Source organism: Streptomyces sp. NPDC052012 (assembly GCF_040689265.1).
Classification (GTDB): Bacteria; Actinomycetota; Actinomycetes; order Streptomycetales; family Streptomycetaceae; genus Streptomyces.
Genome location: NZ_JBFAXA010000021.1, coordinates 86,263 through 97,980, shown reverse-complemented (window position 1 = coordinate 97,980; position 11,718 = coordinate 86,263). Strand labels below are relative to the sequence as shown.

The window sequence follows — 11,718 nt, the reverse complement described above, 5'->3', positions numbered from 1 at the left end:
AGCGGGGCCTCAGTCGCTGTCCCCGGCGGGCTCACAGATCGGGCACGGCCCCAGCTCGCCGCTCGCCACCAGCCCGGCGTCCACCGGAACCGCCTCCGCCTTCCCCGCCACCAGCGGACAGTCCGCCCGGTGCCACAGCGTGCCGCCCGGCACCATGCGCAGCTCCCCGCTGACCGCGACCGGGGCGCCGGCCGCCTGCCCGGACACGTCGGCGTCGGCCGGCTCCGCGTCCACCAGCAGGCCGTACAGCTCCTCCACGCGCGTGGCGGCGAGCGAGCCCCGCCCGTGGGCCAGCAGCACCGCGCCCCCGATGATCAGCGCCGCTCCCGGGATGGTGCAGGAGGCCAGATAGGGCAGCTGCCGTTCGGCGTAGCGCTCGCCCGAGACGCCGTACCAGCCGATGACGCACAGCACCGCACCGGCGGCGAGCGCGGCCCAGCCGGCCCACAGGGCGGGGTGCACGGTCCGCAGTCGGGCTGTCCGCATCCTGGCTCCCACATCGCTCGGGTGTTCCGCGCATGTGCCGGCCCGCCCCTGTCCAAGTCGGGCGTTGGCTTGCACTATGCCTTGTGGAAGCTGACCCTGAAAGAACCGGGCACGCATGGCCCGGACCGACACCCGGTGGTGAGCCAGATGGTTCTCGGCAGCGACCTCAGGCGGGGGAAACGGGGGACACGGGGGAGGGGACGCGGCCCACGGGCGGCGGGGCGCGGCACGGCCCTCGCGGCCGCCCTGATCCTGGTCCTCGGCCCCGGCCTCGCCGCATGCGGTGATGACGACGACTCAGGCGGCGCCGAGAGCCCGCCCCCCACGCCGACCCCCGACCGGACGACGAGCGCTCCGGCCAGCGCGCCCGCGGACCGCGCGGCGGCCGAGCAGGAGATCCGGCAGAACTGGGAGAAGTTCTTCGATCCGGAGACCTCCCTGGAGGACAAGGCGACCGTCCTGGAGAACGGCGATCGGATAGCCCCGGTGCTCCAGGCGTTCAGCGGCGACCAGCGCGGCGGCCAGGTGCAGGCGAAGGTCACGAAGGTCGCCTTCACCTCGCCCACCGAGGCGGACGTCACCTACACCCTCACCCTCAAGGGCGCCACCGCCCTGCCCGACGCGTCCGGCACGGCCGTCGAGCAGGACGGCACCTGGAAGGTGTCCGCGAAGACCCTGTGCGCGCTGGTGCAGATGAGCGGCAATGGCACGGCCACGGCCGTACCGGGCTGCTGAGGTTCTCCGGGCCGCCGAGGTCCTCGCCGTCGCCGCCCTGCTCGCCCTGACCGCGGCGTGCGGCAGCCGGCTGCCCGAGAGCGACTTCGAGACCGACGACCGCTCGCCCGCACCCACCCGGGCCACGGGCGAGCCGCTGCACGTCGGCATCATCACCAGCGCCACCAGCCCGGTCGGCGGCAGCGCCTTCACCGGGCCGCGCGACGGTGCCAAGGCGTACTTCGACCGGCTCAACGCCCGCGGCGGCATCGACGGCCGGCGCGTCGAGGTGCACCTGTGCGACGACGGCGGCAGCGGCGTCGGCAACAACGAGTGCGTGCACAAACTGGTCGACGAGCAGAACGTGGTCGCCCTGGTGGCCACCACCGCCCTGGACTACGCGGGCGCCTCCCGCGTCTCCGGCGCGGGCGTGCCGGACATCGGCGGCCAGCCCATCGGCGCCGCCTACGACACCTACCCGCACCTGTACAGCATCTACGGCAGCTCGGCACCGAGGGACGGCACACCCGGCTGGGACGGCAAGCTGTACGGCGGCACCGAGGTCTACCGCTACTTCAGACGCGAGCACGGCGCCCGCACCGCCGCGGTGGTCTCCTACAACCAGTCCGCCTCCGCCGCCTACGCCCGGCTCGTCGAGCGCGGCCTGAGGGCCGAGGGTTACGAGGTGGTCACCGAGCAGGTCGACTTCGCGCTGCCCAACTTCCGCGCGGTGGCCGCCGACCTCAAGCAGCAGGGCGCCGACCTGGTCTTCGACGCCATCGACGGCCACGGCAACGCCCGCCTGTGCCAGGCGATGGACGAGGTCGGCGCCGACGTCACCGCCAAGGTCACCAACGTGCAGAACTGGACGTCGACCGTCGCCGAGAACTACCGGGACGCCCCGCGCTGCCGCAACGCCCTGTGGGCGACCGGCTCCAGCCGCAACTTCGAGGACAAAGGCCACCCGGCCGTGCGCGAGTTCACGGAGGGCACCAAGGACCTGAAGACGCACTCCCAGTGGCAGCTGGAGGGCTGGGCGGCGGCCCGCTGGTTCACCGACGCGGCGAAGTCCTGCGCGCAGGACGGCATCACGCGCGAGTGCGTCGACGACTACGTCGACCGCAGCGACGGCTACACCGCGGGCGGGCTGCTGCTCCCCGTCGACTTCGAGCCGTCGCCGGAGCCGCCGAGGACCGGCAGGACGTGCCTGTCGGTGGCCCGCTGGCAGGACGGCGAGGGCTGGGTGAGCCAGGGGGACATGAACCGCACCTGCTTCACCGTGCCCCAACTGGCGTACGAGCCCTGAGGCCGGTCCGGAGGGCACCGAGGAACGGTTCAGGACAGAAGCTGTCCGCAAGGGCTGGCAGACTCGCCCCATGTTGGAGACCTCGGCACGCCTGCTGCGTCTGCTGTCCCTGCTCCAGGCCCACCGTGAGTGGTCCGGCGCCGACCTCGCCGACCGCCTCGGCGTCAGTGCCCGCACCCTGCGCCGCGACGTGGACCGGCTGCGCGAACTCGGCTACCCCGTCAACGCCAGCCCCGGCACCGGCGGCGGCTACCAGCTCGGCGCCGGCGCCCAGCTGCCGCCGCTGCTGCTCGACGACGACGAGGCGGTGGCCGTCGCGGTCGGCCTGCGCACCGCCGCCGGGCAGGGCATCGAGGGCATCGGCGAGACCTCCGTGCGGGCCCTGGCCAAGCTGGAGCAGGTGCTGCCGAACCGGCTGCGCCGCCGCGTGAGCGCCCTGAACGCCTTCACCGTGCCGATGCTGCGCGGCCCGCGCGCCGACGCCGTCGACCCGGCTGTGCTGACCGAGCTCGCCCACCTCTGCCGGGACGCCGAACGCCTGCGCTTCACCTACCGGGGCCACGACGGCACGTCGTCCCGCCGCACCGTCGAGCCGCACCGCCTGGTGTGCTCCGAGCGCCGCTGGTACCTGGTCGCCTGGGATCTCGACCGCGCGGACTGGCGCACCTTCCGCGTGGACCGCCTCAGCCCGAGGCCGCCGCACGGCCCCCGCTTCGTCCCGCGCGAGCCCCCGGCCGCGGACCTGGCCGCCTACGTCTCCCAGGGCGTTTCCACGCGCGTGTACGCCTCGCACGCGGTGATCCGGCTCCTGGTGCCGCTGGAGCGGGCCGCCGAACGCATCTCGCCGACCGACGGGACGCTGGAGGCGGACGGCCCGGACGCCTGCGTCCTGCGCACCGGCGCCGCGAGCCTGGACGCGCTGGTCGTGCACGTGATGATGCTCGGCTTCGAGTTCGAGGTCCTTCAGCCCGCCGAGCTGATCGACGCGATCAGGTCGGCTCGCGACCGGCTTGCTCGCTCTTCGGCTCGGGCTGAGCGGTCACGGCCGCGTACTCCGGGTGATGCAGATCGAACGCCGGCGACTCCGAACGGATCCGGGGCAGCGTCGTGAAGTTGTGCCGCGGCGGCGGGCACGACGTCGCCCACTCCAGGGAGCGGCCGAAGCCCCAGGGGTCGTCCACCTCGACCTTCTCGCCGTACCGGGCGGTCCGCCAGACGTTGTAGAGGAACGGCAGCGTCGAGAGGCCCAGCAGGAACGCGCCGATCGTCGAGACGGTGTTGAGCGCGGTGAAGCCGTCCGCCGCGAGGTAGTCCGAGTAGCGGCGCGGCATGCCCTCGGCGCCCAGCCAGTGCTGCACCAGGAACGTGGTGTGGAAGCCGATGAACAGCGTCCAGAACTGGATCTTGCCGAGCCGTTCGTCGAGCATCTTCCCGGTGAACTTCGGCCACCAGAAGTAGAAGCCGGCGAAGATCGCGAAGACGACGGTGCCGAAGACGACGTAGTGGAAGTGCGCGACGACGAAGTACGAGTCCGTCACATGGAAGTCCAGCGGCGGCGACGCCAGGATCACCCCGGTCAGACCGCCGAACAGGAACGTCACCAGGAAGCCGGTGGCCCACAGCATCGGCGTCTCGAAGGACAGCGAGCCCTTGATCATGGTGCCGCTCCAGTTGAAGAACTTCACCCCCGTCGGCACCGCGATCAGGAAGCTCATGAAGGAGAAGAACGGCAGCAGCACCGCACCGGTGGCGAACATGTGGTGCGCCCACACCACGACCGACAGGCCCGTGATGGCCATGGTGGCGCCGACCAGGGTGAGATAGCCGAACAGCGGCTTGCGGGCGAACACCGGGATGATCTCCGTGATGATGCCGAAGAACGGCAGCGCGATGATGTAGACCTCGGGATGGCCGAAGAACCAGAACAGGTGCTGCCACAGGATCGCGCCGCCGTTGGTCGCGTCGAACACGTGCGAGCCGAACCGGCGGTCCGACTCCAGCACCAGCAGCGCCGCCGCCAGCACCGGGAACGCCATCAGGATCAGGATCGACGTGAACAGCGTGTTCCAGGTGAACAGCGGCATCCGGAACATGGTCATCCCGGGGGCGCGCATCCCGATGATGGTGGTGACGAAGTTGACCGCGCCGAGGATCGTGCCGAAACCGGACAGCGCCAGGCCCATGATCCACAGGTCGGCGCCGATGCCCGGCGAGTACTCCAGGCTGTTGAGCGGCGCGTAGGCGAACCAGCCGAAGGCGGCCGGCCCGCCGGTCACCAGCAGCGAACCGAGCACGATCAGCCCGCCGAAGAGGAACAGCCAGTACGAGAACATGTTGAGCCGCGGGAAGGCCACGTCGGGCGCGCCGATCTGCAGCGGCATCAGCTCGTTGGCGAACCCCGCGAAGGTGGGCGTCGCGAACAGCAGCAGCATGATCGTGCCGTGCATGGTGAACAGCTGGTTGAACTGCTCGTTGGTGACGATCTGCAGTCCGGGCCGGCCCAGCTCGGCCCGCATCACCAGCGCCATCGCACCGGCGATCAGGAAGAACCCGAACGACGTGATCAGGTAGAGGTGGCCGATCTTCTTGTGGTCCGTGGTGGTCAGCCAGTCGATCACCACCCGCCCGCGCCGCCGCCCGCGCGCGGGTCGCGCCGCCGCTCCTACGGTCTGCGTCACCGTCGCTCGCCCCTTCGCCTCGTCGCGCTCCGGGCCCGTCGAAGCCCGCGCCACACGTACCCGCGAGCCCACGCCATGATGCTCGCCCCGGCGTGCGCTGCGACAGAGGGCGTGGCGGTCGGGTGACGGAAACCGGGTGTTCTCCGTACGGCCCCGGTATCCGTCGGATCGTGCGCGGCGGCGAAATGGAAGGCGGCCCGGGGTGCCATTTCTTCCGGAACTCTTGCCGGGCCTGTTCGGGGCCCTGGTGTGACACGCGGGAATTTCGTTCGAATGCCTGCGGAAGGCGTAAGGAACCGCTCGTCCGGGTGACGGCCGACCGTATGGGCGGCTGTCGTGATCCTGTGACAGAAGTGTGACCGCCGGGGGATGCCGGGCCGGTTTCCGAGGGCGGCCTTCCGCGCTCACCGGGCAGGGCATAGCGTGGCCGCATGGCACCGATTCCGACACCCTCCGCGGAACCCCAGGACAGCCCGGACGCCTACGTCGGCCTCGCCGCCGACCGGGCCGAGCACCTCGCACGCGAGCGCGGCTGGTCGACGGTCAGGGCGCTGCCACCAGGGGCGATCATCACCATGGAGTACCGCGTGGGCCGGCTGAACTTCGAGGTGAAGGACGGCAGGGTGGCGCGGGCCTGGAAGGGCTGAGACACGGCGACGCCCCGGTTCCGCTCAGGGAACCGGGGCCGAGGCGTCCGTACGGGGCGGTGCCGTCCGTCAGGGGCGGCCCGCGGGGGTGCTCCCGCGCGGGTGACGCTCCGGATGCGGGCGGCGGCTCCCGGCCGGGGTGACCGGTGTGCGCTCCGCGCGGGTGGTGTGCGGTCCGGGCGCCAGATAGGCGGGCGGTCTGCCGCCCGAGCGGCCCGCGCCGACCGGCTCGGGCCCCGGGGTGCTGTCGTGGTCGCCGAGCGGCCCCAGCACCACCGGCGTGCCGACGGGTCGGGCCGTCGCCGTCTTACGGCCCTGACGTGCGCGCCAGCGGTCACGCAGAGCGAAGATCCGGTCCTCGGCGCGGGCGATCAGCGGCTCGAACCAGGGCAGCGCCAGCAGGATCAGCAGACCCGCCGCCCAGCCGAGCAGGACATCGCTCAGCCAGTGCGTACCGAGGTAGACGGTGGCCAGCCCGACGCCGAGCGAGGTCACCGCGGACACGGCGGACAGCCAGCGCCGCGCTCTCGGAGTGGAGGCCAGATAGGCCAGGATTCCCCAGGTCACCACGGCGTTCGCGGTGTGCCCGCTGGGAAATATATCCCCGCCGAGCCACATCTCGTTCGAGCCGATTTCGGTCGCGTAATGCGGTCCGAGGCGCCCCATGCCGTACTTCGCGGCGCCGACGGTGACGTTGAGCAACAACAGGGAGACCCCGAGCGCGAGCATCGGGCGCAGCGTGTGCTGCCGCCACGAGCGCCAGCCGAGCCAGGCGGCGACCATCACGGCGGTCGGGCCGCGCTGGCCGAGGACCACGTAGTAGTCGACGAAGGCGTGCAGCTCGGACCACTGCTCATAGGGGCGGAAGAACATCACCCGCCAGTCCAGCCGGACCAGCCAGGAGGTGATCACCACGGCCCACACGATCGCCAGGTAGAACGCCAGGGTGGCGCCGAAGAGCACGACCCGGTGCCGGCTCATCCGCGGCACATCGATGTGAGCCGGCCGTTCCGGCTCACGATCCAGCCTCGCGAACACCCGGTCCAGACGGGTGGGCTTCCGTTCGGTACGCACCCAATCGACGTTACAGCGAGTGAGCGCGGAACCCCGTCGAATCAGTGGCTTTGTGATGACGATGTGATGTGGCATTCCTCTCAGGAGAGCCTTTAATTCCGGCGATTCCGTAATCACCGGCGGCTGCGGCCTTCAATTCTTTTGATCATTCCGGATGGCGATTTCAAGGCGCTTCTCAATTCGTTCACCCGGGCCTGGCCGGAAATTTTCCCGGAGCTCATCGGCCGTCCGGGCGGCTCACGGGGGACCCGAGCCGTTCAGCCAGAAGGCGCCGTACACCGCGGAGGCCACCGCGACCGACCCGACGACCAGCACGGTCGTGCGTCTACCCAGCCGGGCCAGGGCCATGGCAGGGGGCAGCAGCAGCGGGAAGGCCGGCAGCAGCAGGCGCGGCTTCGAGCCGAAGTAGCTCGACGCGCACAGGGCGAGCGCGGTGACGACGCCGGCGTACACCAGGAGCGGGAGCGGCTGGCGCTGCCGTACGCAGATCACGTACAGCCACACCAGCAGCGCGACCCCGGCGACCAGACCGAGCCCGGCGAGGGCCGAGGGGAACGAGGTGAACTTCTCGGCGACGAACCGCGCGAAGGCGTACCCGCCGTCGAACCCGTTCTGCCACCCGGCCTGCACCTCCAGATACCCGAACACCCCGTCCCCGGTCCGCCGGCCGACCCACAGCACGTAACCGGCGACGCCGAGGGGGGCCAGGGCCATGCCGAGGGCCAGGCGCAGACGGGCGCCGGGTGCGGCGAGGGAGCCGGTGCCGGGTGCGGGGAGGCGCGGGCGGTCGGGGGCGGCCGGTGCCAAGGGGGAGGGGCCGGTGTCATCGAGGGCGTCGCTCGGCGGTGCGGTGCGGGGAGCGTCTGGGGGCGAGGGGGCGTGGAGGGCATGCGTGTCCGCCGGAGCGCGCATGCGGGACGCGGCGCGCGGGTCGCTCCGCGCGCCGGGGGTTCGGGTCGCGCCCCGATGGCGCACGAACGAGACCACCGCCGCCGTCCACACCGCGGCGACCACCGCCATGCCGACCGGGCGGGTCAGGCCGGCCAGCGCCGCCAGGACGCCCGCCGTCACCCAGCGGCCCGTCAGCACCGCGTACAGCGACCAGGCCGCCAGCGCGGTGAACAGGGACTCGCTGTACGCCATCGACTGCACGACGCCGACCGGCAGCACCGCCCACAGCAGCACCGCGCACACGCCCGCCCGGCGCCCGTACACATGGTCCGCGACCGCGAAGATCCCCCAGGCCGCGGCGAGCGAGGCGAGCAGGCTGACGACGAAGCCGCCGTCCGCGTACGACAGCGGCGACACCGCCGCCACCAGCCGCTCCAGCCAGGGCAGCAGCGGGAAGAAGGCCAGGTTCGAGTGCACGTCCCCGTTGGGCAGGCGCACCTCGTAGCCGTAGCCCAGCTCGGCGACGCGGGTGTACCAGAGCGCGTCCCAGCGGGCGGTCAGCAACGTGTACGCGTTCTTGCCGCGCGCCTCGCTCCACAGGGCAAGGACGGCCAGGCCCAGGGCCCGCACGGCGGCGTACCCGAGGAGCGCGGGGGCGGCCCGGCGCAGGAGCGGCGAGGGGCGGGCCGCCGCACGCGGTACAAGATCGGTCACGTGCCCGATTATCGACCGGGCCACGGACCGGTCCGTCCGGCGGGGCGCGCCCGGCCCGTCCGGGAGTGGTGTACGCCACACCGATCCCATGGATGTGTGAGAGGCCCGCCACTCGACCCCGGCGCTCACTCGCGTACGCTGACGTGTCACTCGCCATGTCGTTGCGCGGGCCGGAGACCACCGCTCCTCTCCGGCCGAGTCGCGGGGAATCCCCAACCCCGCGAGCCCGCCGAACGCGAGGGAACATCTGGGAGGTACGTACATGTCCGGGACGACCACGGCCGCCGCCGCGCTGCGCCGTCGGGCGGCCGGGGCCGGTGCCAACCGCTGGGTGGTGCTCGTCGTCCTCTGCGTCAGCCTGCTGCTGGTCGCCGTCGACGCCACCGTGCTGCACGTGGCGGTCCCCGCCGTCACCGAGGACCTCAGGCCCGGCGCGATGGAGCTGCTCTGGATCGTCGACGTCTACCCGCTGGTGTGCGCCTCGCTGCTGATCCTCTTCGGCACGCTGGGCGACCGGGTCGGCCGCAGACGCGTCCTGCTGCTCGGCTACGCCCTGTTCGGCGTCGCCTCCGGCATGGCGGCCCTGGCGGACAACGCCCAGGTGCTGATCGTGGCGCGGGCGCTGCTCGGCGTCGGCGGCGCGATGATCATGCCGGCGACGCTGTCGATCCTCCGCCAGGTCTTCCCCGACCGGCGCGAGCGCGCGCTCGCGATCGGCGTCTGGAGCGCGGTCGCCGCGGTGGGCGCGGCCGTCGGGCCGCTGCTCGGCGGCTTCCTGCTGGAGCACTTCTGGTGGGGCTCGGTCTTTCTCGTCAACATCCCGCTGATGCTGGTCAGCCTCCCGGTCGGCCGGATCCTGCTGCCGGAGTCGAAGGGCGACGGCCGGGGCCCGTGGGACGTGGTCGGCGCGCTGATGGCGGCGGCCGGACTGTTCGCGGTCGTGTTCGGCGTGAAGCGCCTCGGCAGCGGCGAGGACGTCGCCGGGGCCGGGACGGTGCTGCCGCTGATCGCCGGTGCCGCCCTGCTCGCCGCCTTCGTCCGCCGGCAGCGGCGCCGGGCGCACCCCCTGATCGATCTCAAGTTGTTCGCCCGGCCCGCGTTCAGCACCTCGGTGGGCTGCATCGTGCTGGCCATGCTCGCGCTGGTGGGCCTGGAGCTGATCGCGGCGCAGTACCTCCAGCTGGTCCTCGGGCTGTCCCCGCTTCAGACCGGCCTGCGGCTGCTGCCGCTGACCTTCGCCGCGATGGCGGCGGGCCTCGCGGGGGCCAGGATGCTGCGCCGGTTCGGGCCGCGCCGGATGGTCTGCGCCGGCTTCTGTCTGACCGCCGCCGCCGTGGTGGCCCTCACGGCGATGGGCGACGAGGACAACTGCGCCCTGCTGCTGACCGGCTTCGTCCTGCTCGGCTTCGGCCTGGAGACCACCCTGTTCGGGGCGTACGAGTCGATGCTGAGCGAGGCGCCCCCGGAGCAGGCGGGCGGAGCGGCGGCGATAGGGGAGACCTCGTACCAGCTCGGCGCCGGCATCGGCATCGCGCTCCTCGGCAGCGTCATGAACGCGGCCTACGCGCCCGGTCTCAGCGGTGTGCCCGGGGTGCCCGCGCGGGCGTCGGCGTCGGCCTCGCACTCGCTGGGCGAGGCCTACGAGGTCGCGGCACAGCTCGGCGGCCCCGCCGGAGCCGCCCTGCGGCACGCCGCCCGCCACTCCTTCGTGCACGGCCTGCACGTGACCCTGCTGGTCAGCGCCGGCCTGCTGCTGCTCGGCGCGGCGATGGCGCTCAGGCTGCCCCGCGTGATGCAGTGCGAGCCGGCCACCGCCGTGGACCTGCCCGCACCCCGGGAGGCCGGCGAGCCCCGCGTCTCCGAGCTCAAGGTGTGAGGCGTGCCCTCCGGGCCGGGGTGGACGTGGGGCACACTGCGTCGTAGTGTCGGCCGGCGAGCCACGACTAGCACTGCTAGTTAAATTCTTCCGGAGGGTGCCCCATGTCCCCGTCGCCGAAGTCCTCGAAGCTGCCCCCCTTCGATCCCGCCGATCCGCTCGGCATCGACGATCTGCTGGAGCCGGAGGACCTGGCGATCCGGGACACCGTGCGGGGATGGGCGGCGGACCGGGTGCTGCCGTACGTCGCGGACTGGTACGAGAAGGGCGAACTGCCGGGCATCCGTGAGCTGGCCCGGGAGCTCGGCGGGATCGGCGCGCTCGGCATGTCCCTCGACGGCTACGGGTGCGCGGGCGCGAGCGCCGTGCAGTACGGCCTCGCCTGCCTGGAGCTGGAGGCGGCCGACTCCGGGATCCGCTCACTGGTGTCCGTGCAGGGCTCCCTCGCGATGTACGCCATCCACCGCTTCGGCAGCGAGGAGCAGAAGCAGCAGTGGCTGCCGCGGATGGCCGCCGGCGAGGTCATCGGCTGCTTCGGGCTCACCGAACCCGACCACGGCTCCGACCCGGCCTCGATGCGCACCTACGCCAAGCGGGACGGCTCCGACTGGGTGCTCAACGGCCGGAAGATGTGGATCACCAACGGCTCCGTGGCCGGGGTCGCCGTGGTGTGGGCGCAGACCGACGACGGGATCCGGGGCTTCGCCGTGCCGACCGACGTCCCCGGTTTCTCCGCCCCCGAGATCAAGCACAAGTGGTCGCTGCGCGCCTCCGTCACCAGCGAGCTGGTCCTCGACGACGTACGGCTGCCCGCCGATGCCGTGCTGCCCGAGGTCACCGGGCTGCGCGGCCCGCTGAGCTGTCTGTCGCACGCCCGGTACGGGATCGTCTGGGGTGCCATGGGCGCGGCGCGCAGCTGCTTCGATGCCGCGGTCGACTACGCGAGGTCACGGGAGCAGTTCGGGCGGCCCATCGGGGGATTCCAGCTGACGCAGGCCAAACTCGCCGACATGGCGGTCGAACTGCACAAGGGGATTCTGCTCGCCCATCATCTGGGGCGGCGCATGGACGCCGGCCGCCTGCGTCCGGAGCAGGTCAGCTTCGGCAAGCTCAACAACGTCCGCGAGGCCATCGACATCTGCCGTACGGCCCGCACGATTCTCGGTGCCAACGGGATCTCGCTCGAATATCCCGTGATGCGGCACGCGACGAACCTCGAGTCGGTGCTCACCTACGAGGGCACCGTCGAGATGCACCAGCTCGTGCTGGGCAAGGCGCTCACCGGAATCGACGCGTTCCGGTAGATCCGGCCGTAACCAGGGGAGGAGGCAG

General features: G+C 72.1%; 9 protein-coding genes and 1 pseudogene. 6 read left to right on the top strand and 4 right to left on the bottom strand.

The genetic code is table 11. The features are described from left to right. Window positions 1-9 precede the first annotated feature (9 nt). On the bottom strand, window positions 10-486 hold the full coding sequence (locus AB0412_RS27660) for a hypothetical protein (RefSeq protein WP_366405292.1): 477 nt from the start codon (window positions 484-486) through the stop codon (window positions 10-12). 147 nt (window positions 487-633) lie between these two features. On the opposite strand from AB0412_RS27660, the gene AB0412_RS27655 reads away from it, so the two are divergent. From AB0412_RS27655 to AB0412_RS27645, 3 genes are all read left to right on the top strand, one after another. Further along, window positions 634-1,221 carry a hypothetical protein gene (locus AB0412_RS27655; protein ID WP_366405291.1) on the top strand — a complete coding sequence of 196 codons (588 nt, stop codon included), beginning with the start codon at window positions 634-636 and terminating at the stop codon, window positions 1,219-1,221. Beyond that, on the top strand, window positions 1,190-2,506 hold the full coding sequence (locus tag AB0412_RS27650; RefSeq protein WP_366405290.1) for an ABC transporter substrate-binding protein: 1,317 nt from the start codon (window positions 1,190-1,192) through the stop codon (window positions 2,504-2,506). Before AB0412_RS27655 ends, AB0412_RS27650 begins: the two co-directional genes overlap by 32 nt. Window positions 2,507-2,576: 70 nt before the next feature. Further along, window positions 2,577-3,617, top strand: coding sequence for a YafY family protein (locus AB0412_RS27645; RefSeq protein WP_366405289.1), 1,041 nt, complete (start codon window positions 2,577-2,579; stop codon window positions 3,615-3,617). A 43-nt stretch (window positions 3,618-3,660) separates the two neighbouring features. Here AB0412_RS27645 and ctaD read toward each other — a convergent pair. Further along, window positions 3,661-5,604 (bottom strand): annotated as a pseudogene (ctaD, locus tag AB0412_RS27640) (cytochrome c oxidase subunit I); the annotation flags it as partial. 11 nt (window positions 5,605-5,615) lie between these two features. Here ctaD and AB0412_RS27635 point away from each other — a divergent pair. Then, on the top strand, window positions 5,616-5,831 hold the full coding sequence (locus AB0412_RS27635; RefSeq protein WP_366405288.1) for an I78 family peptidase inhibitor: 216 nt from the start codon (window positions 5,616-5,618) through the stop codon (window positions 5,829-5,831). Window positions 5,832-5,900: 69 nt separating this feature from the next. On the opposite strand, the gene AB0412_RS27630 is transcribed toward AB0412_RS27635, so the two are convergent. After that, on the bottom strand, window positions 5,901-6,905 hold the full coding sequence (locus AB0412_RS27630) for a phosphatase PAP2 family protein (protein ID WP_366405287.1): 1,005 nt from the start codon (window positions 6,903-6,905) through the stop codon (window positions 5,901-5,903). Window positions 6,906-7,142: 237 nt separating this feature from the next. Then, on the bottom strand, window positions 7,143-8,510 hold the full coding sequence (locus AB0412_RS27625; RefSeq protein ID WP_366405286.1) for a glycosyltransferase family 39 protein: 1,368 nt from the start codon (window positions 8,508-8,510) through the stop codon (window positions 7,143-7,145). Window positions 8,511-8,772: 262 nt separating this feature from the next. Between AB0412_RS27625 and AB0412_RS27620 the strand changes: the two genes are divergently transcribed. Both AB0412_RS27620 and AB0412_RS27615 read left to right on the top strand, forming a co-directional pair. Further along, window positions 8,773-10,386 carry an MFS transporter gene (locus AB0412_RS27620; RefSeq protein WP_366405285.1) on the top strand — a complete coding sequence of 538 codons (1,614 nt, stop codon included), beginning with the start codon at window positions 8,773-8,775 and terminating at the stop codon, window positions 10,384-10,386. A gap of 104 nt (window positions 10,387-10,490) precedes the next feature. Then, entirely contained in the window at window positions 10,491-11,690 is a 1,200-nt protein-coding gene (locus AB0412_RS27615; protein WP_366405284.1) for an acyl-CoA dehydrogenase family protein, read from the top strand. Window positions 11,691-11,718: the final 28 nt, after the last annotated feature.

What these genes read in the sequence shown, in the direction of transcription:
- AB0412_RS27620 (WP_366405285.1), top strand. Translation starts at nt 8,773, where the DNA reads ATGTCCGGGACGACCACGGCCGCCGCCGCGCTGCGCCGTCGGGCGGCC.
- AB0412_RS27650 (WP_366405290.1), top strand. Translation starts at nt 1,190, where the DNA reads ATGGCACGGCCACGGCCGTACCGGGCTGCTGAGGTTCTCCGGGCCGCC.
- AB0412_RS27615 (WP_366405284.1), top strand. Translation starts at nt 10,491, where the DNA reads ATGTCCCCGTCGCCGAAGTCCTCGAAGCTGCCCCCCTTCGATCCCGCC.
- AB0412_RS27660 (WP_366405292.1), bottom strand. Translation starts at nt 486, where the DNA reads ATGCGGACAGCCCGACTGCGGACCGTGCACCCCGCCCTGTGGGCCGGC.
- AB0412_RS27645 (WP_366405289.1), top strand. Translation starts at nt 2,577, where the DNA reads ATGTTGGAGACCTCGGCACGCCTGCTGCGTCTGCTGTCCCTGCTCCAG.
- AB0412_RS27635 (WP_366405288.1), top strand. Translation starts at nt 5,616, where the DNA reads ATGGCACCGATTCCGACACCCTCCGCGGAACCCCAGGACAGCCCGGAC.
- AB0412_RS27655 (WP_366405291.1), top strand. Translation starts at nt 634, where the DNA reads ATGGTTCTCGGCAGCGACCTCAGGCGGGGGAAACGGGGGACACGGGGG.